We start from the raw sequence: 21,318 nt of genomic DNA, 5'->3' as shown, positions 1-21,318 counted from the left end.
GGGATACCATGAAGTTTACAAAGATGCAGGGAACGGGTAACGACTACGTGTATATCAACTGTTTTGAGGAGACGGTGGAGCGGCCGGAGGAGCTGGCGGTGAAGGTCAGTGACCGCCATTTTGGAATCGGTTCGGATGGCCTGATTCTGATCTGCCCTTCCGGGCAGGCGGACTGCCGCATGAAGATGTTTAATGCCGACGGCTCCGAGAGCGAGATGTGCGGAAACGGAATCCGGTGTGTGGGGAAATACGTGTACGACCACCATATCGTGGAAAAGGATGAATTCGATGTGGAGACGAAGGCGGGAATCAAGCATTTAAAGGTCACTGACGAGGGCGGTAAGGCCGTGCTCATCACCGTGGATATGGGGATTCCCGAGGTGACGGGAGAGGTGCCGGAGCCGATCACGATCGACGGCCGGTCCTATGAATTCATCGGAATCTCCATGGGAAATCCTCACGCCATCTATTATATGGACGAGATTGACGGACTGGATTTAGAGGCCATGGGACCGGCGTTTGAGACACATGAACGTTTCCCGGAACGGACCAATTCAGAGTTTATCCAGGTGATCGACAGAAGCCATCTCCGCATGCGTGTGTGGGAGCGCGGAAGCGGGGAGACGTGGGCCTGCGGCACGGGAGCGACGGCGAGCGCTGTGGCCTCCGTCTTAAGCGGCAGGACGGAGAATACCGTGGAGGTGGAACTGAAGGGGGGAATATTAAGTATTACCTGGGACCGGGTGAGCGGCCATGTGTATATGACCGGACCGGCCGTGGAAGTATTTCAGGGGGAATTTGATCCAGAAAATTTATAATATGCTCACAGGAGGACATCGATGGTAAAAGTAAATGACAACTATCTGAAACTGCCGGGAAGCTACCTGTTTTCCGCTATCGCAAAAAAGGTGAACGCCTATACTGCTGCAAATCCGGATAAGAAGATTATCCGTCTGGGAATCGGCGACGTCACGCAGCCCATTGCGCCGGCTCTCATAAAGGCGCTTCACGATGCTGTGGAGGAGATGGGCAGTGCAGAGACATTTCATGGTTACGCGCCGGATCTGGGCTATGGCTTTTTGCGGGAGGCCATCGCGGCTGGCGATTACGCGGCCCGTGGATGCAAGATCGAGGCGGATGAAATCTTCATCTCCGACGGTGCGAAATGCGACTGCGGCAATATCCAGGAGATTTTCAGCGAGGACGCGGTAATTGCCGTCTGCGATCCGGTCTATCCGGTTTACGTGGATTCCAACGTCATGGCCGGCAGAACCGGGGAGTATGACGAGAAGACGGGAAAATGGAGCAGAGTCATTTACATGCCGTGCATGGCGGAAAACCAGTTTGTTCCGGAGCTCCCGGAGGAGACTCCCGATCTGATCTATCTGTGCGTTCCAAACAATCCAACCGGAACGACGCTTACGAGAGACCAGCTTAAGGTGTGGGTCGACTATGCCAACAGAACGGGAGCCGTGATCCTTTACGATGCGGCTTATGAGGCTTATATCGCAGAGCCGTCGGTTCCACACTCCATCTTCGAGATCGACGGGGCCAGAACGTGTGCCATAGAGTTCCGTTCCTTCTCGAAAAACGCCGGCTTTACCGGCGTGCGTCTGGGCTTTACCGTGATTCCGAAGGAACTGGTCCGCGGAGGTGTGATGCTCCATTCCCTGTGGGCGAGGCGCCACGGAACGAAGTTCAACGGCGCCCCCTATATCGTTCAGAAGGCCGGTGAGGCGGTATACTCTCCGGAAGGCAGAGAGCAGCTAAAGGAGCAGGTGGCCTATTATATGAGAAATGCGAAGGTGATCTATGAAGGGCTGAAGGAAATCGGATGCGAGGTGTACGGCGGTGTCAACGCCCCCTATATCTGGCTTTTAGTCCCTGGCGGAATGACCTCCTGGGAGTTCTTCGACTGCCTCTTAAACGAGGCCGGCGTGGTGGGAACTCCTGGAAGCGGATTTGGGCCCAGCGGCGAGGGATACTTCCGTTTAACGGCATTCGGCACGTATGAGAACACGGTGGAGGCCGTGGAACGCATGAAAAATATGGTTTCCCTAAGAAAATAACGTTGACAACCGCTCTTTCTGTGGTTATGATAGATGAGAAATAAGAAAATAAAGATAATGGTTGTGAATAAAAAGGACAAAAGCGTTCGTACCCTGGCGGTACTGACGCTTTTTTTATTTCATAGGAAAGTTCCTCCTATGAAATAAAAACCCTCCGGGAGGATGCGCACTCCGCGCTAAGGAAGTATGGCCGCTGAAGCGACCGCGCTCCGGCGCGAGAGTCCGGCTCGCCGGACTCTTTCTTGTTTTACGGGGTGCCCCGCTTGCCGGAATTTTTATTCTATAAGAGGAGAGAAAAATCAGATGGATGAGATCGATAAGAAAATATTGCAGATGCTGCAGGAAAATGCAAGGTATTCCCTCAAAAAGATTGCTGAGAGTACCTTTCTGTCTTCGCCGGCGGTTTCCTCCAGGATTGGAAAACTGGAACGGGAGGACATCATCACCGGGTACCACGCGGCGGTGGATCCGGTTAAGCTGGGATATCACATCACGGCATATGTAAATCTGGATGTTCTGCCTGGAGAGAAGCTGGGATTTTACGAACGTATGGCGGAGATCCCCAATGTGCTGGAGTGCAGCTGCGTAACGGGAGACTACTCCATGCTGCTGAAGGTGGCCTTCCGGAGCACCATGGAGCTGGACGCTTTTATCGGAGAAGTGCAGAAATACGGGAAGACGAACACACAGATCGTACTGTCAACTCCGGTCGGTCCGAGGGGGGCGGATGGTATGGAGGCCGGCGATTCCTTTCTTCAATCGATTAATTATTAATTATAGTGCATTTTTATAAAAAGTATTGTACCTTTTCTGAAGCTTTTGTATAATGTAGCTAAAGGTATCAGGCTGACAGGGATGCGTTTTCAGCAGGGAGGAGCAGAATGAGAAGATACAATATTAATTCTGACTGGAAATTCAGAAAAGGTGATGGAAGCCCTGCCGCCGTGGTTACTCTGCCTCACATCTGGGATATCAGGGGAGGACAGAATGGGAACGGCGGCTATGTGGGAGTGTGCGTCTATGAAAAGCAGATTGAGATGTCGGATGACTGGAAAGGCAGGGACATCTATCTGGAGATAGGCGCTGCGGGCAGTGTCGCCGAGGTTGTGGTCAATGATCAGCCGGTAGGGACGCATAAGGGCGGCTACTCCTTATTCCGGTTTAACATTACGGAATGGATGAGACCGGGGCAGTGCAACCGGATTGAAGTGCGGGTGGACAATTCCGTGCGCGACGATGTATATCCGATCGCCGCGGACTACACGTTTTTCGGCGGTATTTACCGGGATGTCAATCTGGTGGTGGCGGATGCGTCGAGATTCAGCCTGGATGACGACGGCTCCGAGGGTGTTTATATTATTCCGGAGATTACGGGCGGCGGCAGAGGACGGGTCCGCGTGTACAGCGTGGTGGACGAGCCGGAGGGGTGCGAGGTCTGCTGCCAGGTGCTGGATCAGGACGGGGAGCTGTGTGCGAAAGCGACGGTCAAGGCAGGAAAGGAGCCGGCAGAGCTTTTTATCGAGCAGCCTGTTTTGTGGAATGGACGCAGTAGTGCTTATCAGTACACGCTGTCCGCAGATTTGCTGAAGGACGGAAAGTGGATGGAGAAGCGTATGATCCGATTCGGCTTCCGGAGCATCAGCCTTTCCGCAGAAAGGGGGTTTCAGCTGAACGGAGAGAGGCTGTTTCTCCACGGGGTGGGGCGCCATCAGGACCGGGAGGACCGCGGATGGGCCATTTCCCGGGAGGACATAGAGGAGGACATGGCCCTCTTAAAGGAAATCGGCGCCAATACCGTAAGGCTGGCCCACTATCAGCACGCTCCTTATTTTTATGAGCTGTGCGACCGGGAGGGGCTGGCAGTATGGGCGGAGATTCCGTTTATCTCCAGACTCTCAGACAGTGCAGCGGCCAGAGAAAACGCTCTTTTACAGCTGACGGAGCTGATAAAACAGAACTACAACCATCCGTCCATCTGCTTCTGGGGAATCGGCAACGATGTGACCATGTTTGGCGCAGAGGACTGGGTGGAGGAGGCGCTTTGGGAGATGAACGCATTGGCGAAACGCCTTGACCCCGGACGCATCACGGTCTGCTCCCACATGATGACCCTTGCGGAGGACAGCCCTTTGAGCGTTATTACCGACGGAATCGGCTATAACGTCTATTACGGATGGTATGTGGGCGAATGCAGTGACATGGGAGTCTGGCTGGATGAACTGCAGCAGAAGCAGGTGCCCGTTCCGATCGCCATATCGGAATACGGCGCGGATGGAATTCTGACTTACCAGACCGGTTCGCCGACGAGAGGCGATTACTCCGAGAGCTACCAGTCTCTGTACCACGAAGAGATGCTGGCAATCATAAGGGAGCATCCGCTGGTGTGGGCGTCCTATGTGTGGAATCTGTGTGATTTCGCCTCCGTCAACCGCAAGGAAGGCGGTGTGAACGGGAGAAATAACAAGGGGCTGGTCACGTATGACCGAAAGACGAGAAAGGACGCATTCTACCTGTATAAGGCGGAGTGGTCCGGGGAGCCTGTGGTTCATATTACCGGAAAGCGTTATAAGAGACGGGCGGAAAGCAGGAACACCATCCGTGTTTATTCAAACGCGGAGGACGTGGAGCTGTTTGTGAACAGCAAATCCATGGGAGCCATGTGCAAGGACTGCCATATCTTCTGGCTGGACGGGGTGGCGCTGCTTCCGGGGAAGAATGATATTCTGGTGAAGACGGAGCGCGGGGATTACGACGATGTGATCCTGTATGGAGAACAGGCGGATGAACCTTCCTATTTATTCAGACAGGACCGGAATGCGGAGATGCGGGAGGTGGCGACCGAGTACCGTGTGAGGAACGGGTACCATTCCGTATACGATACACTGGATGAGATTTTGGATAATCCGGAGGCGAAAAAGGTTTTGGAGGAGGAGGCGGGAGCCGATGTGTTGAGCCAGCCCCTGCTGCATACCCTGGGAGAGCTTCCGTTAGAAAGCATTGCAAGGAAATCAGGAGGACTCATACGCAAGGAATGGGTTGTCCGGCTGAATGAACGCCTTACAAAAGTGAAGAAACTACAGGAATAGATCAAAAATGGTACATTCAGGGCTCTTTTCACATACTTTACATCATAGAGGTATGTGAAAGGAGTTTTTCTTTTGGCTGAAAGAAAGATAGTAGTGATAGATGCCGGTCACGGCGGCGCTGATCCGGGCGCAAAATTTGAAGGAAGACAGGAAAAGGACGATGCATTGAGGCTTGCCCTGGCGGTAGGAAAAATTCTGTCGGAGAATGGAGTAGACGTCAGATATACAAGAACAGATGATACGTATAATACGCCTCTGGAAAAGGCCACAATGGCGAATGAGGCGGGAGCGGACTATTTCGTATCGATTCACCGGAATGCTATGCCGATACCGGGCAGCGCCTCCGGAATTATGAGTCTCGTATTTGAGAATAAGGGGGTTCCGGCCCAGCTTGCGAACAATATCAACGAAGAGCTGGCCAATACGGGGTTTGCCAACCTGGGCATCATCGAGAGGCCGGGGCTGGTCGTGCTTCGCAGAACCGAGATGCCGGCCGTTCTGGTGGAGGTGGGTTTCATCGACAATGAGGCCGACAACCAGCTGTTTGATGATAATTTCGATGCCATCGCAAGAGCGATTGCCGACGGAATTCTGACAACGATCCGGGAAGGGGAAGCGGAGCAGCCGGAGTACTACCAGATTCAGACGGGAGCTTACCGTATCCGCTCTCTGGCAGAACAGCAGATGAACACACTGCGGTCCCAGGGATTCCCAGCCTTTATTGTCAGTGAGGACGGTCTATTCAAGGTACGTGCCGGCGCTTTCCGGGAGCTGGATAACGCCGTGCAAATGGAGCAGGAGCTGAGACGGTATGGATACAATACATTTCTTGTCAGAAGACCGGCAGTTTCTTAAGAGACCGGACCGGGACCATTTTCCAGCAGTGAAAATGGTCCCGTTACCGACATGGCTGTGAACTATAATATGACCCCGCTGGGGAACTCCATATTCCGGAAAAATAGTGTCCGCGGCAGAAAATGTGTGTTATAATGGAGACAGAAAACAACAAATCAACGGTCACGCATGCACAGGAGGGATTCACATGGGAGATAAGAAACTTGTTATTACCATTGGCCGTCAGTATGGCAGCGGCGGCAATGAAATCGGTCGGAAGTTGGCGGGAGAATTGGGAATTGATTTTTACGACAAGAATATCCTGCGTATGAATTCCGACGAGAGCGGCATCAAGGAGAGTTACTTTCATCTGGCGGATGAGAAAGCGGGGAACCGGCTTCTGTACCGGATTATCAGCAGCATGACGCCGGAGATGAGAGGCCCCAGCTTCGGTTCGGACCTGATCTCGGCGGACAACTTATTCCGTTTCCAGTCGGAGGTGATCCGGAAGCTGGCAGAGGAGCAGTCCTGCGTCATTGTGGGCCGGTGCGCCGATTACGTGCTGGAGGACGCGGACAACATCGAACTGGTGCGGATCTTCATTTATTCGGATATGGACGCGAGAATCCGCAGGGTAAAGGAGAAAGAACTCTATGCGCCGGAGGACATTAAGAAGAATGTGAAGCGGATTGACAAGGAACGCCGGAATTACTACCGTTATTACACGGGGAGAGGATGGGCGGACCCGGAGAACTACGATCTTCTGATCAATACATCAACGGCCGGAATTAAGGGAAGTGTCAGAATGATCGAGGAGTACATAAAGATCAGAGGCTATAAAATATGAGTTCGGGCGGCACAGTCAGGTTTGGCTGTGCCGTTTTTTTGACGGCTGAACAGGATAAACCTGTAAACTTACAGAATTATTAAGAAGTGTGGTTCCTAATGAGGTTGAGAGCGAGTTCAGGGGGTTCATTCCGCCAGGGAACCGGGGCCGGAGTGCTTCACCCAGTTTCAGATCGGTGAAAGCAGCTTTTCATAATTCTGTAGGTTTACCCTGATGGCTAAAAATGATATATTGTGAAAACCGGCAGTAGTGTGATATGATAGAGCCATCCGGGCAGGCCGGACTTGCGAAAAGGCGCCTGGGAATGCTTATTATGGAAATACTGGTAACACAGGATAAGGGACAGGAGAGAGGAAACACATGGTTAAGGCAGTGATTTTTGACATGGATGGCGTGATCATCGACAGTGAGGGAACGTATTTGGAATTTCAGCTGGAATTTGCCAGGAAGAAGAACCCGAACGTGCGCATCGAACAACTTTATCCGATGGTTGGCGCGACGAAAAAAGAGGCGTGGGAGGTACTGGAGCGTGCGGTCGATAACGGACAGCCGTGGGAGGAATTGAGAGATGAGTGCCGCCAGCGTGATATTTACAGTGAGGTGGATTATAGAGAAATCTACCGCCCGGAAGTTACAGAGGTCTTAAGAACTTTGAAGGAAAAGGGATACCGGCTCGCCCTGGCTTCTTCCACCCAGCTGGACTTAGTGGAACGGGTTCTTCGTGAAAATGAGATCCGGGAATATTTTGAAGTGGTGGTCAGCGGCAGCCAGTTTAAACGGAGCAAACCGGACCCTGAAATCTATCAGTATACAGCGGCCCAGCTGGGCGTAAGGACGGAAGAGTGTCTGGCGGTGGAGGATTCCACCATCGGGATCACAGCGGCCAGCAGAGCCGGGATGAAGATCGCGGCGGTGATCGATAACCGCTACAATTTCGACCAGAGTCTGGCTGATTATCACATTGCCAGGGTGAAAGAGGTATTAGAAGTGGTGGATGAAGCATAAAATACGATATACAACCTTGAAGGAGGAATGATTTGGAGTATATCGGTGAATTGCTGAAAGGCGTGGTCATAGGAATTGCCAATATCCTTCCCGGCATCAGCGGAGGGATGCTGGCCATATCCATGGGCGTGTACGACACGATCATCCATGCGGTGAACCGGCTCTTTAAGGAACCGGTGGAAAGCATAAAAACGCTGTTTCCCTACGGTCTGGGGGCGGTGGCTGGGATCATCAGCCTGTCTCTGGTGTTCGAATACTTATTTGGGACGTTTCCCTTACAGACGAAGCTGGCGTTTATCGGGCTTATCGGCGGCGGCCTTCCGGCCCTGTTTGAGAAGACGAAGGCGAAGGCGGAGCCTGGGGAGAAGAGACTGGGGGCGGTGACGATCTGCATCACAGCCGCCGTGGTGATCTTCATTACCGTAGCGGGCGGATTATCCCTCGCCTCCGGTTCCCGGGCTGGAGGCGAGGCGGTGAAGACCGGAGCGGCCTATCTCTCTTCCGGCCGGTTCTGGATCATCTCCATGTTCTTCGTGGGCATACTGGCTGCGGGAACCATGGTGGTTCCGGGCGTGAGCGGCTCCATGATCATGATGATGATCGGTGTGTACGAGCCGCTGCTGCAGACGACAAACGGCTGTATCAGGGCGGCGGCCGCGTTTGATTTTCCAGCGCTTCTGTCCGATGGACTGGTCCTGCTTCCGTATTTTACAGGGCTGGGACTCGGAATTTTTCTGTTTGCCAAAATTGTGGAACATCTTCTGGTCAATCATGAGCGCCAGATGTACCGCGTGATCATCGGCCTGGTATTTTCCTCGCCGGTGGTGATCCTGTGGGATGTGGCGTGGAAACAGATCGAACTCTACCAGCTGCTTGGCGGGATTTCCCTGTGCCTGCTGGGATACGTGGCGGCGGTTCGGTGCGGCGGAGAAGGATGAGCCGGCGGTTGAGGAACGGGAATACAAAAAACAGGAATACAAAAAACAGCAATACAAAAAGCCAGATGCATCGTCTGATCAGCAGAACCGATGCATCTGGCTTTTTTTGTTTCTTCTTATTATATTAATTAATTTAACTCGGCGATTCTTGTGATTCCCACATAAATATGGGAGATTTTGTACCAGGTTCGGAAATCGATGACTCCCGTCACAGGGAGGCCGAATATGGACTGGAATTCCCGCACAGCGGCGGCGGTTGCCGGTCCGAAGATTCCATCCGGCGTAATGTGCGGGATGGCGCTGTAGACGGTGGCGATGGCGTCCAGCTGTTCCTGCACCTGCTGTACCTTCTGGCCGCTGGAGCCGATGGTTAAATCGTAGCCGGGCCAGGAAGCGGGGATGCCGGAAATCTGCTCGGCGGTATTGATGTACATGTCATCACCGTAGAAATAGCGCAGAATTTCAATGGGGCTGTATCCGCGCTCGCCTAAGTCTGCGGAGCCCCACTGCGTCATCCAGCCTTTGTGCTGGCAGGACACCCGGTTGCCGTCACAGTACTGGGTTAAGATCGGCTGTTTGACCTCGGGACGCGATAAGTAGTTGTCGAAGATCTCATCCACAACCTCGGAGATGGACTCGAAGATATTTCTGCCATAGATCCATTTATGGTCAAAAGCGGTGGAAGAGGTAATGGTGAAATCGTAGCCCTGGTTGCGGTACCACTCCGTGTAGACACGGTTCAGTGTGAAGCTCATGATGGCCAGAACGTTTGCCGTGATGGAGGAGCGGGGCCAGGTGGCATAAATTTCACTGGAGGCCACATTCTTGATGTAGTCCCGGTATGGAACGTAGTAATTGGGGGCGGTTGAGTCGGTAGGAACCCCGTCATGAACCACGACGGTCTGAGGAACTACCACGCGGCTTAAGACGATCTCACCGGTTTCAGCCACCGGCTTTACTTCAGCTTCAGCAATTTTCGGCGGATAGTAGCCATAGAGCGTGTGATCCGGAATGACGATGGGAGTGTCCGGTGATACCTCGTCGGCCAGCGGCGTCATACGGACCGGCTGGATTGCAAGAGAGTCCGGCAGGATTTCCGTTCCCGAGATAGCGACTTCCGCAAAGCCCCGCGCCCGGATGGTGATGGTATATTCGGAATAGGGCTGGGTTAAGCCGGGCGACAGGCTGTATTCCAGCGGAGGAGCGGCTAAGCGGATCTCCCCGGTCTGGCCGGAAGAATTGGTGTTCGTCGATTCTACAGTGCTTTCAGGATCTCCTTTGTAAGCGATGGAAACTTCGGCATCGCGGATAGGAAAATTGTTTTCGGCAGAAACTACATTTACCTGGAGTAAGCCGGTATCAGTAGGTTCCAGTGCGGCAGCGGTCATATATTTTCTCATAGATTGCCCCTTTATTGGATGATTACTGACAGTATATGACGGCTGTCTCGCAAATGTTCCGGTTTTTCCGGAAAACGGGCTGCGGCGGAGAAAGTTTCTGCCGGGAGGGGGCAGGCGCCGCAGACCGGGAATCCTGGCTGACTGAAGGGATTCCGAATTTCCGGACGTTTTACCGGAACATGGACTCTACGTAGTTACGCATTTCATTCCGGCTCTCAACGTTTCTGGCTCCGTCTGCGAGTTCGTTCCGTCTGGATTCCGGAAGCTCCGCAAAACGGGTCAGAATGTCGGAATGCTGTGCCAGCTCCATGGTAAAGCCGATGGGCATTTCACTGTTATCTATCATAAACATCACCTCGCAGATAGTCTCTGCAGTTTTGAGCCCGGTTATTCGCCGGGAATGCGATTCCTTAAGGAGGTGAATGCCACGGCCGGAAGAACCATCCATCTCAATATATAAAACAGGGTATTGTATAATATGTTTAAAATAGTCTGCGAAAAGCGGAAAAAGATAGTCAGACAATCGTGCAGAAAACAGTTGAAAAATGTCGTGAAATCATGTATAATCTATTCAATTTGGGCTGATTTTCAGAGCGCTCAAACAACGCATAGCATTAAGAAAGGATTGGGACTTTACGTATGAAAGCTTTTTTAATACTGGAAGACGGAACCGTATTCACAGGGACCAGCATTGGTTCGAAAAGGGAAGTAATCAGCGAAATCGTATTTAATACTTCCATGACCGGTTATTTAGAAGTCCTCACCGACCCCTCGTACGCGGGGCAGGCCGTGGTGATGACGTATCCGCTGATTGGTAATTACGGAATTTGTCGTGAAGATATGGAATCGTATAAAGCATGGCCGGACGGCTACATTGTCAGAGAATTATCTAGAATCCCCAGCAACTTCAGAAGCGGGGATACCATTCAGCATTTCTTAGAGGAACAAGATATTCCAGGTATCAGTGGTATCGATACGAGAGCCCTAACAAAAATCTTAAGAGAAAAAGGTACGATGAACGGCATGATTACAACCAATGAAAATTTTGATTGTGATGAGGCTGTTGCCCGTATGAAAAATTATTCGGTTACCGGTGTGGTGAAGAAAACCACCTGCGCCGAAAAATACGTGCTTCCGGGAGACGGAAAGAAGGTGGCGCTTCTCGATTTAGGCGCCAAGATGAACATTGCCCGTTCTTTGAATGAGAGAGGCTGCCAGGTTACCGTATACCCGGCGACGACGGCCGCGGAAGAGATTCTGGCGGAAAAGCCTGACGGAATCATGCTTTCCAACGGCCCCGGAGATCCAAAGGAGTGTACGGATATTATCACCGAGATCCGCAAATTATATGAATCAGAGGTTCCGATCTTTGCCATCTGCCTCGGCCATCAGCTGATGGCGCTGGCCACAGGCGCGGATACCCACAAGTTAAAATACGGTCACCGCGGCGGAAACCATCCGGTGAAGGACTTAGAGACAGGACGCGTCTACATTTCTTCACAGAACCACGGCTATGTGGTGGACATGGATACGCTTAAAGCTGAGACAGCCGTTCCGGCATTTGTCAATGTCAACGATGGCACCAACGAGGGATTAAAATACGTAAATAAGAACATTTTCACGGTTCAGTACCATCCGGAGGCATGTCCGGGACCGCTGGACTCCGGCTACTTATTTGACAGATTTTTGAAAATGATGGAGGAGGGAAAGTAATGCCGAAGAATCCTGATATTAAAAAAGTACTTGTTCTCGGCTCCGGCCCGATCATCATCGGCCAGGCGGCGGAATTCGACTATGCGGGAACCCAGGCGTGCCGTTCTTTAAAAGAGGAAGGCATCGAGGTGGTTCTCTTAAACTCCAATCCGGCCACCATCATGACGGATAAGGATATTGCGGACAGGGTTTATATCGAACCTCTGACGGTAGAAGTGGTGGAACAGCTGATCCTGAAGGAGAAACCGGACAGCGTGCTCCCGACTCTGGGCGGCCAGGCGGGACTGAATCTTGCCATGGAATTAGAGGACGCCGGATTTTTTAAGGATAACAACGTGCGTCTGATCGGAACCACGGCTCTTACCATCAAAAAGGCGGAAGACCGCGAGATGTTTAAGGAGACTATGGAGAAGATCGGCGAGCCGGTGGCTCCCTCCGATATCGTGGAGGATGTCAAACACGGTCTGGAAATCGCGGAAAAGATCGGTTATCCCGTAGTCCTTCGTCCGGCTTACACACTGGGCGGTTCCGGCGGCGGTATCGCAGAGAACCCGGAAAAATGTGCGGAGATCCTGGAAAACGGCCTTCGTCTGTCCCGTGTGGGACAGGTCCTGGTGGAGCGATGCATCGCAGGATGGAAGGAAGTCGAATACGAAGTGATGCGCGACGGTGCGGGCAATGTGATCACCGTTTGTAATATGGAAAATATCGATCCGGTCGGCGTTCACACCGGCGACAGCATCGTTGTGGCTCCCTCCCAGACTCTGGGCGATAAGGAGTACCAGATGCTTCGTACATCAGCGCTTAAAATTATCAGCGAACTGGGAATCACCGGCGGCTGTAACGTACAGTACGCCTTAAACCCGGACAGCTTTGAATACTGTGTCATCGAGGTAAACCCGCGCGTGAGCCGTTCCTCCGCGCTGGCTTCCAAGGCCACCGGATATCCGATTGCCAAGGTTGCGGCCAAAATCGCGCTTGGCTATACTCTGGATGAGATTAAGAACGCGGTTACGAAGAAGACGTACGCCAGCTTCGAGCCGATGCTGGATTACTGTGTGGTCAAGATGCCGCGCCTCCCATTTGACAAGTTCATCAGCGCCAAGAGAACGCTGGGAACCCAGATGAAGGCGACCGGAGAGGTCATGAGTATCTGTACGAACTTTGAAGGCGGCTTAATGAAGGCGATCCGTTCCTTAGAGCAGCATGTGGACAGCCTGATGTCCTATGATTTTACGGAGCTTTCCGACGAGGAATTAAAGGACACGCTGGCCCTCGTGGACGACAGGAGAATCTGGGTGATCGCGGAGGCGTTAAGACGCGGCTTCACCTATGAGACGATCCATGCGATCACGAAGATCGACGTCTGGTTTATCGATAAGCTGGCGATCATCGTGGAGATGGAAGAGGCGCTTAAGAAGGGACCGCTGACGGTGGATCTGCTGAGAGAAGCCAAGAGAATCGAGTTCCCGGACAACGTCATCGCCAGACTGACAGGAAGCTCCGAACAGGAGATTCATCAGATGCGTAAGGACAACAACATTGTGGCCGCGTTTAAGATGGTGGATACGTGCGCGGCTGAATTTGCGGCGGAGACGCCTTACTACTATTCCTGCTTTGGCAGCGAGAATGAAGCCGCATATACCAGCGGGCGGAAGAAGGTGCTTGTCCTCGGTTCCGGCCCGATCCGTATCGGCCAGGGGATCGAGTTTGACTTCTGTTCGGTTCACAGCACCTGGGCGTTCAGCAAAGAGGGCTATGAGACGATTATCGTAAATAATAATCCGGAGACGGTAAGTACCGACTTCGATATTGCGGATAAGCTGTATTTCGAGCCGCTGACACCGGAGGATGTGGAGAGCATCGTGGACATCGAGAAGCCGGATGGGGCAGTGGTTCAGTTCGGCGGCCAGACGGCCATCAAGCTGACGGAAAGTCTGATGAAGATGGGTGTTCCGATTCTCGGTACGGCCGCGGAAGATGTGGATGCGGCGGAGGACCGGGAGCTGTTTGATAAGATTCTGGAGGAATGCAGTATTCCGAGACCTGCGGGCCATACGGTTTACACTGCCGAAGAGGCTAAAGAAGCGGCCCATAAGCTGGGATATCCGGTGCTGGTCCGTCCATCCTATGTTTTAGGCGGTCAGGGCATGCAGATCGCCATCAGCGACCAGGATGTGGACGAATTTATCGGAATCATCAACCAGATTGCCCAGGAGCATCCGATACTCGTAGATAAGTATATCATGGGAAAAGAGATCGAGGTTGATGCCATCTGTGACGGCACCGACATTCTGATCCCGGGAATCATGCAGCATATCGAGAGGACCGGTATTCATTCCGGCGACAGTATTTCCGTCTATCCGGCTCAGGATCTGACAGAGAAGAACATCGAGACTTTAGTAGACTATACGGAGAAGCTGGCGAGAGCCCTTCACGTGAAAGGAATGATCAACATTCAGTTCATTGTGGACGGAGACGACGTGTACATCATCGAGGTGAATCCACGTTCTTCCCGTACCGTGCCGTATATCAGCAAGGTTACCGGAATCCCCATCGTGCCGCTGGCGACGCAGATCATCTGCGGACGGACCATCCGGGAGCTGGGCTATACGCCGGGACTTCAGCCTTCTGCGGACTATATCGCCATCAAGATGCCAGTATTCTCCTTTGAAAAAATCCGCGGCGCCGATATCAGCCTCGGGCCGGAGATGAAGTCTACCGGAGAGTGTCTGGGAATTGCGAAGACCTTCAATGAGGCGCTTTATAAGGCATTTGAGGGAGCAGGCGTGCGCCTTCCGAAGTATAAAAATATGATTATCACGGTCCGCGATTCCGAGAAGGAAGAGGCCGTGGACATAGCAAGAAGATTCCAGGCACAGGGATACCGGATTTTCTCTACCGCGGGAACTGCGAAGTTCTTAAACAGCCATGGAGTAAAGGCGCTGGCAGTAAGAAAGCTGGAACAGGAGTCCCCGAACCTGCTGGATCTGATTCTGGGACATGAGATCGATCTGGTTATCGATATCCCGCCGCAGGGTGCGGATAAGAGCCGTGACGGTTTCATAATCAGAAGAAATGCCATCGAGACAGGCGTAAACGTGCTGACCTCACTCGATACGGCGGCGGCCCTTGTGACCAGTATGGAAAACAGGGCGAATGAATTGACATTGATTGATATTGCAACGGTTTAAAGGGCAGACGGGCGGCAGTTACAGGTTTAAATATCTGTGGCTGCCGCCTGTTTATATTGTTAGAGGAAAAACTGTTTTACTATTATAATCGGGATAACTGGCTGTTGACAGCTCAAAAGCTATGTGGTATATTTGTAACATAAAGTTATAAATATACCACATAGAAAGGAGTAAGAATATGAAATACGGCTATGGTTGTCTGGGATTTTTATCGCTGCTGGGTATCCTGGGAATTGTCACGGAGGAGCGTACCTTCCTCGCATTCTTTGGATTTGCGGTGGATTTTCAGTACTTTTTCAGAAAGACAGATGAGATGATGATCGAGTATATGAATAAGTCCGCTGCCAGGGCATTTATGTGCGGCATGGTTTTAACTGCCGTGGTGACGCTGATTTATGCGGCGCTTTATGGGATCAGCAAGGCGCTTATCATCGGGATTGCCTGGGGGTGGAGCGCATCGGTGCTGGTCTATGCGTTATCAACTGCCTATTACGGAATAAAAGAAAGCTGGTGGTCGGGAGATGATTAAAAACCGGATCAAAGAATACCGGGCCAGGTATGATATGAAGCAGGAAGAACTGGCGGCCAGAGTGGGAGTCCGCCGTGAGACGATCGGCAACCTGGAAAAGGGGAAGTACAATCCTTCCCTTGTTCTGGCCTGGAATATCGCAAAGGTCTTCGGCGTCACGATAGAGGAACTATTTACCGTGGATGAATCGTGACGCCGTTTGCGGCAGCACCGAGTCAGATCTCTGATTTGTGGTATTTAAAGAAGTCCAGTGTCTCGGCAATGTCGGCCTCGTCTGAAAACAGGCCGATGGCCTTTCCCGCTTCGACTGCAAAATCTACATATCCGTTTGGTCTGGCTGTGATGAGACGTCCGTCGCTCACAGCCAGATTTTTGCTTGTCCGAATGGTGTTCTTTCCTTCCAGAAAACCGTATTCTTCCAGAAGATCGACGCCGGCGCAGATGGCGCAGATACAGGATTTGTCCCGGTTAAGTCTGTGAAGGAAGGCACTCAGTTCGTCTCCTTTGACATGAGCGATATCGCCGCCCGGAATGATGAAGGATGTGACTTCGTCCGGATCGATATCCTTTAAAAATGTGTCTGCCTGAACGCAGAAGCCTTCCGATGTGCGGATTGTTCCGCCGCCTGCGTCATCAGCGGAGCCAGCCATGCAGTAAGCACAGGGCTGTTCACCAAGCGTGGAATATTTCATGAAATATCCCAGCAGCACGATCTCAAAGAAACAGCAGTCGTCATAAATAAGAAAGTAGTTACGCATAGTTCTGCCTCCGTAATAAAATTGATATCCTTATTATAGGTGACGCCACGTTATTTGTATAGATAAATTGACATTCTATTTATTTGATGGTAAGATTACCCTAGATTTATAAAGAAAGGGTGAGAACGATGTAATGGTTTGTTTATAAGTAAATCAATGGAACCTGGGATGGAACGCAGCGTGCGGGCCGTCTTGTTTTGATACCCTTATAAACGATACTTTTACACCGTACACACGCCCGAAAAAGAATTTCTTTTTCGTCTGTTTTCGTGAGCGGCTGGTCGGGAGGATACGTATGGATCTTCTTCCGGAAGCTGCCGCGGGACTTAACTTGTGTTGTGGTGATGTATGGGCCACAGCTTTTTTATTTCACAGAAAAGTTCGTCCTATGAAATAAAAGCCCTCCGGCGCGAGAGTCCGGCGAGCCGGACTCTTTCTTGTGTAATGGGAGAGGGCTCCTGCTGCGTAAAATGGAAACGTGCGCTTTGGCGGATGGCTGAAAGGTCTGTGGCATATAACGGGAACATGAAGAGAGAAAGAAGTGAAATGAATATGGAAATGATTTATAAATATCCGAGAACCCGCCATATCGAAGGCTCCAGAATCCAGGCGGGCGACGAGGATTTGAAAAATGTGAGATTCGAGGAGATCCGGGGAAAATTCGTGGTCCTGGAGGAAAAGGTGGATGGTGCCAACTGCGGCGTCAGCTTTGGGGAGAACGGTAAACTGATGCTCCAGAGCAGGGGCCATTTCTTAAACGGCGGCTATGGAGAGCGCCAGTTTGATCTGTTTAAGACGTGGGCCAGCTGCCATCAGGCGGATTTATATGAGATACTGGGGACGCGCTATGTGATGTATGGAGAATGGCTGTATGCCAAACACACGGTGTACTATGACAGGCTTACCCATTATTTTATGGAATTTGACATTTTTGATAAGGAAACGAAATGCTTTTTAAGTACGGCTGCGCGAAGGAAGCTGCTCTTACAGTGCCCGTTTATTGTGTCGGTCCTCGTTCTGTTTGAGGGCAGGCTGGATTCTCTGGATGAGCTGGTTTCCTGGCTTGGCAGGTCACATTTTAAGTCGGAGCGGTATGAGCAGTCCCTGCGGGAGCAGTGTGAGGAACAGGGGCTTTTTTGGGAACTGGTAAAACGGCAGACAGACATGTCCGATCTCATGGAAGGCATCTACATCAAGGCAGAGGACGACGGTCTGGTGACGGACCGGTTTAAATATGTGAGAAGCACATTTTTAAACACAATTCTCGATTCGGAGACGCATTGGCTCAACCGGCCCGTCATTCCGAACCAGCTGGCGCCGGGGACGGATTTATTCTCGGATCTTCCCCTTCGGGAGGAGGTGTGAGTATGGCAGATCAGCAGAGACTTGAAGATTTCTTAGAGCAGAAGGAATACTGCTTTGACGCACTCCTCGTGGAGTTTCGATGGCTGGAAGAGCTGGAAGACGTCATGCAGGACAGCACATGGCACCGTGAGGGAAATGTGCTGGAGCATACGAGGCGCGTCTGCCGTGCAGTCGTGTCAGGCGAAGAGTGGAAGGATTTAAACAGGGAGGAACGTGCGGTCCTTTATATGGCCGCCATGTTCCACGATATCGGAAAGAAGAGCTGCACGATGCGCTCTGCCGAAGAAGAGGGCAGAATCATTTCCCCCGGGCACAGCATTGCGGGGATGAAGCGGTTTCGGGAGCTGTGCTATAAGGAATTGGAGGAACGTTTTTTGATTCCATTTGCGGTCAGGGAGGAGATAGCCTGGCTGATCCGTTACCACGGGCTGCCGCTCTTGTTTATGGAGAAGGAGTCGCCTGCCGTTAGTCTTGTGAGAGCAAGGGAGAGCGTCAGGCTGAAGCTGCTCTGGCTTCTTGGGCGCGCAGATGTGCTGGGACGGGAGTGCAGGGACAAGACGGCGGCTCTGGAGACGGTGGAATATTTCAGGGCTTATGCCAGGGAAACAGGCTGTTATGATGAGCGGATTCATTTTGCCAATGAGTATACGCGATTCTGTTACTTTGAGAAACAGACCATATGGCCGGAGGAATGCCTCTACGATACGACGAAGTTCGATGTCTATGTGATGGCGGGGCTTCCGCTGGCAGGTAAGGATACGTATATTCAGGAGAATTTTCCACATCTCCCGGTGATATCCCTGGATGACATCCGGGAGGAGATGGGAGTGCGGCCGAGTGAGCCTTCCGGGCCTGTGGCAGCCGTTGCGAGAGAGCGGGCAAAGGGATTTCTGCGCACGCAGACCCCGTTTGTGTGGAATGCAACCAATCTGGTGCTGGACAACAGACAGAAGATATGCCGGCTTTGCAGCAATTACGGTGCAAGAGTGAATATCAGATATTTGGAGGTGCCCTACCGGGAAGTGCTGCGGCGCAATACGGTTCGGGAGCGGAGCGTGCCGGTGGATGTGATTAACCGGATGATCCGCCGGCTGGATATGGTAGAGCGTACCGAGGGCTTCCGGGTAAGCTTCCAGCAAAATGACGGCCGCCGGATAAAATAGAGCCGGCAGGCCGATCTGAGAAAAAGGAGTGGAGAGAGATGGTGTTTTACATTAACAAGCAGGCAGTGGAGATTAAGACGAGATTCGAAAACGCACCTTTGACCTCGCCGAATGAAGCGTGTGCGGCGATCGGCATGCTGTGCAGGATATACGGGCTTCCCATACCGGAAAAGCGGGAGATGGTCAGCGAGATGAAGCAGGATCTCCACACCGCCATCGATGGGAAGCCGATCCCGTCGGAATTCGCGGAGAAAGTCTTAAGCCTTTTAGAAGGGTATTTTAAAGATGATCCGGTGACAGATGAGATTTATGAGCTGCTGAAATACAGCTATGATGAGCAGAAATAGTGTTAAAATATAAGCGGAGAGCTGATTTGGGGGGAATAGAAAATAAACTATTATAAAACAGTAATTTTAAAAGATAATACAAAATGTTTGCTGCGGAATGCGCGGGAAGCAGATGCAGAGTTGGTTCATGATAATTTTCAGCAAACACATGGTGAGACCGATTTCCTGTTGACTTACCCGGACGAAAACAGTTTCAATATTGAGCAGGAGAAAGCTATTTTGCTTGAAAAAGAAAACAGCAGGAATGAGATCGAATTATGTGCATTTGTCGGTGAATATTTAGTCGGGGGAGCTGGAATTGAAAAAGTCGGTTCAAAGGATAAGGTAAAACATCGGGCAGAGGCTGGAATCAGCATAGCGAAGGCTTATTGGAATAAGGGCATCGGTCGTGCACTCATGGAAGCATGCATAGAATGCGCAAGGCAGGCCGGCTACCTGCAATTGGAATTAGAGGTAGTCAGTACCAATGTGGGCGCGATCGCACTATATAAAAGCGTGGGATTCCTGGAGTATGGCAGGAATCCCAGAGGGTTCCGTTCCCGCAGTCAGGGATGGCAGGAAATTGTGCTTATGCGATTAGAGCTTGACTGATTAACCGGGGGGGAAGTAAATCGTAATTCCCCTAAATAATGGCAATGGTCAGAGTTCTGACAATATCTGCAATGCAATTTCTTTTGCCTTTGAGCTGGACACCTCCGCGCCCTCAGTCTCGCCTAAATAAACGCTGAAATACACGATTCCGCTGTGGGTGTCTGCGAGGCCTGTAAACCACGAATCGACTGCAACACCAGCCATTTTGCCCAATCCTGTCTTTCCATAGACGGGAAACCCGGTTTCGCCCTGGTCAGTCACCAGCATTACCTGTTTTAATTGCCGTATAGTCTCCGCGCGGTAAACGGTATCCGGTCCGAAGATCCGTTCCATCACGTGTACCTGCTCCGATGCGGAGATTTTCAGCGAGGATTCTATCCAGAAGCCCGTCAACGCCCGATTATTATTGTTTGTATTCAGGCGTCCCTCCCAGTCGGAGATATCACAGTTCCCGTATTGTAACCGGTTTAGCTCTGTTTGAAGGAGATCCGGTCCGATATCATCGATCACCTTTCTGAAATACCAGACGCAGGAAGTACGAAATGCTTCCGGAAAGTCAATGTCTTTGTTCCACGCCTCGTTCCAGAAGCTTTCCCCGCTCCAGGAACGGACGGAGTCTTTGGGATCGATGAAGCCGTTTTCCAGACCGATCAGGGAGGAGATGATCTTGAATGTGGAACAGGGAGAACGCTGGAGGCTGGCCAGTTCCGGATTGCAGATCATTGTTTTGCCTGCGGTTGGATTGTAAAATACAGCCGCGCCGTTCAGGCCTTTGAAATGGTGAGACCAGTCGGGTTCTATGATCGACGGTGCGGGAGGTGCGGTAACGGTGGATTCTGCGGCGGTGGATTCCGGCGCGGACAAAAGACCATTATCCTCTGTACTTTCCCTATTTGTCTGCCCTAAGGCCTCAGTCCCGTTCGTCTCCTGCTCCACCATTTCATAAGGCGGAGTGCTCTCCTGAAAATTTTTCATACCAGAGCACCCGGACAGGGAAGTTAAACATAGTACGGACAGAATGCCGCTGATTCTATAGATACGTCTGATTCTTCTTATGGTCATATTTGTTCCTCCGAATTTTTTTCACTGCGTTTGCTTTACCACATTTGCTTCTACAGAGAAAGTTTTTTATAACAAAAAAATGCTGACCTCCCATTCAGGAAATCAGCAATCTCTTCTAATGGAGATGACAGGGCTCGAACCTGCGACTTCTTGCGTGTGATGCAAGCGCTCTCCCAGCTGAGCTACACCTCCATAGCAACTATTTTACCACGTTGACGGAAAAATGCAAGAAAAAAATGGAAAATTAATCATAATTTAGTAACAGTTCAGCCTTCACTTCCAGCTGCCTCTGCCCGGTCCGGCGCTTTCGTTTCCTGGACCTTTCCAGTTCCGGTTTCGGGCATAAGCATTTCTAAATGTGCAGGATTTTTCTAAAAACCAGTGAAAATCCCCAAACTCGCTGCGCTCAGACAGGTG

20 protein-coding genes and 1 tRNA gene are annotated in these 21,318 nt (G+C 51.5%); 16 read left to right on the top strand and 5 right to left on the bottom strand.

Annotated features, from left to right (window positions below):
* Positions 1–8 precede the first annotated feature (8 nt).
* The 8 genes from dapF (at position 9) to H8S80_RS28510 (ending at position 8,779) form a co-directional block, all read left to right on the top strand.
* A complete protein-coding gene (gene dapF / locus H8S80_RS28545) occupies positions 9–818 on the top strand; it encodes a diaminopimelate epimerase (RefSeq protein ID WP_117633098.1) in 810 nt (269 codons plus the stop codon).
* 21 nt (positions 819–839) lie between these two features.
* Positions 840–2,069, top strand: a complete 1,230-nt coding sequence (locus tag H8S80_RS28540; protein WP_117633097.1) for an LL-diaminopimelate aminotransferase — start codon at positions 840–842, stop codon at positions 2,067–2,069.
* Positions 2,070–2,372: 303 nt separating this feature from the next.
* A complete protein-coding gene (locus tag H8S80_RS28535; protein WP_025531202.1) occupies positions 2,373–2,843 on the top strand; it encodes an Lrp/AsnC family transcriptional regulator in 471 nt (156 codons plus the stop codon).
* Between the two features lie 107 nt (positions 2,844–2,950).
* Positions 2,951–5,155 carry a glycoside hydrolase family 2 protein gene (locus tag H8S80_RS28530; protein ID WP_117633096.1) on the top strand — a complete coding sequence of 735 codons (2,205 nt, stop codon included), beginning with the start codon at positions 2,951–2,953 and terminating at the stop codon, positions 5,153–5,155.
* A gap of 72 nt (positions 5,156–5,227) precedes the next feature.
* Entirely contained in the window at positions 5,228–6,010 is a 783-nt protein-coding gene (locus H8S80_RS28525; protein ID WP_002603185.1) for an N-acetylmuramoyl-L-alanine amidase, read from the top strand.
* A 187-nt stretch (positions 6,011–6,197) separates the two neighbouring features.
* A complete protein-coding gene (locus tag H8S80_RS28520; protein WP_002603186.1) occupies positions 6,198–6,836 on the top strand; it encodes a cytidylate kinase-like family protein in 639 nt (212 codons plus the stop codon).
* A 360-nt stretch (positions 6,837–7,196) separates the two neighbouring features.
* Positions 7,197–7,841 carry an HAD family hydrolase gene (locus tag H8S80_RS28515; protein WP_002603187.1) on the top strand — a complete coding sequence of 215 codons (645 nt, stop codon included), beginning with the start codon at positions 7,197–7,199 and terminating at the stop codon, positions 7,839–7,841.
* A gap of 32 nt (positions 7,842–7,873) precedes the next feature.
* A complete protein-coding gene (locus H8S80_RS28510; RefSeq protein ID WP_117633095.1) occupies positions 7,874–8,779 on the top strand; it encodes a DUF368 domain-containing protein in 906 nt (301 codons plus the stop codon).
* Positions 8,780–8,907: 128 nt separating this feature from the next.
* Here H8S80_RS28510 and H8S80_RS28505 read toward each other — a convergent pair whose 3' ends face one another.
* The gene (locus H8S80_RS28505) at positions 8,908–10,179 is read right to left on the bottom strand and encodes a peptidoglycan-binding protein (RefSeq protein WP_117633094.1); all 1,272 of its coding nucleotides are present in this window, start codon (positions 10,177–10,179) and stop codon (positions 8,908–8,910) included.
* A 169-nt stretch (positions 10,180–10,348) separates the two neighbouring features.
* Complete coding sequence (locus H8S80_RS28500; protein ID WP_002603190.1) at positions 10,349–10,525, bottom strand: hypothetical protein; 177 nt, start codon at positions 10,523–10,525, stop codon at positions 10,349–10,351.
* 293 nt (positions 10,526–10,818) lie between these two features.
* Here H8S80_RS28500 and H8S80_RS28495 point away from each other — a divergent pair, with 293 nt between their 5' ends.
* The 4 genes from H8S80_RS28495 to H8S80_RS28480 all read left to right on the top strand — a co-directional run bounded on the left by H8S80_RS28495 (position 10,819) and on the right by H8S80_RS28480 (position 15,808).
* Entirely contained in the window at positions 10,819–11,892 is a 1,074-nt protein-coding gene (locus H8S80_RS28495; RefSeq protein ID WP_002603191.1) for a carbamoyl phosphate synthase small subunit, read from the top strand.
* The gene (gene carB / locus H8S80_RS28490) at positions 11,892–15,086 is read left to right on the top strand and encodes a carbamoyl-phosphate synthase large subunit (RefSeq protein ID WP_002603192.1); all 3,195 of its coding nucleotides are present in this window, start codon (positions 11,892–11,894) and stop codon (positions 15,084–15,086) included. The genes H8S80_RS28495 and carB overlap by 1 nt, the downstream gene beginning before the upstream one ends.
* Positions 15,087–15,264: 178 nt before the next feature.
* Complete coding sequence (locus tag H8S80_RS28485) at positions 15,265–15,615, top strand: DUF3796 domain-containing protein (protein WP_025531209.1); 351 nt, start codon at positions 15,265–15,267, stop codon at positions 15,613–15,615.
* Complete coding sequence (locus H8S80_RS28480; protein WP_025531210.1) at positions 15,608–15,808, top strand: helix-turn-helix transcriptional regulator; 201 nt, start codon at positions 15,608–15,610, stop codon at positions 15,806–15,808. The genes H8S80_RS28485 and H8S80_RS28480 overlap by 8 nt, the downstream gene beginning before the upstream one ends.
* 22 nt (positions 15,809–15,830) lie before the next feature.
* Here H8S80_RS28480 and H8S80_RS28475 read toward each other — a convergent pair whose 3' ends face one another.
* Positions 15,831–16,373, bottom strand: a complete 543-nt coding sequence (locus tag H8S80_RS28475; RefSeq protein ID WP_117633093.1) for a DJ-1/PfpI family protein — start codon at positions 16,371–16,373, stop codon at positions 15,831–15,833.
* Between the two features lie 552 nt (positions 16,374–16,925).
* On the opposite strand from H8S80_RS28475, the gene H8S80_RS28470 reads away from it, so the two are divergent.
* The 4 genes from H8S80_RS28470 to H8S80_RS28455 are packed head-to-tail and all read left to right on the top strand — an operon-like array spanning position 16,926 to position 19,839.
* Positions 16,926–17,738 (top strand): RNA ligase family protein, encoded by an 813-nt coding sequence (locus tag H8S80_RS28470; protein WP_117633155.1) that lies wholly within the window; start codon positions 16,926–16,928, stop codon positions 17,736–17,738.
* A gap of 2 nt (positions 17,739–17,740) precedes the next feature.
* Entirely contained in the window at positions 17,741–18,901 is a 1,161-nt protein-coding gene (locus tag H8S80_RS28465) for an AAA family ATPase (RefSeq protein WP_117633092.1), read from the top strand.
* Positions 18,902–18,939: 38 nt separating this feature from the next.
* Entirely contained in the window at positions 18,940–19,248 is a 309-nt protein-coding gene (locus H8S80_RS28460) for a DUF3837 family protein (RefSeq protein WP_002603198.1), read from the top strand.
* Positions 19,249–19,290: 42 nt separating this feature from the next.
* A complete protein-coding gene (locus H8S80_RS28455; protein ID WP_029466589.1) occupies positions 19,291–19,839 on the top strand; it encodes a GNAT family N-acetyltransferase in 549 nt (182 codons plus the stop codon).
* 48 nt (positions 19,840–19,887) lie between these two features.
* On the opposite strand, the gene H8S80_RS28450 is transcribed toward H8S80_RS28455, so the two are convergent.
* Both H8S80_RS28450 and H8S80_RS28445 read right to left on the bottom strand, forming a co-directional pair.
* Positions 19,888–20,901, bottom strand: coding sequence for a penicillin-binding transpeptidase domain-containing protein (locus H8S80_RS28450; protein WP_117633091.1), 1,014 nt, complete (start codon positions 20,899–20,901; stop codon positions 19,888–19,890).
* A 119-nt stretch (positions 20,902–21,020) separates the two neighbouring features.
* Positions 21,021–21,093: transfer RNA gene (locus H8S80_RS28445), tRNA-Val, on the bottom strand.
* Positions 21,094–21,318: the final 225 nt, after the last annotated feature.

This window comes from Hungatella sp. L36 (genome assembly GCF_014288035.1).
This window is presented reverse-complemented; position numbering and strand designations above follow the sequence as displayed.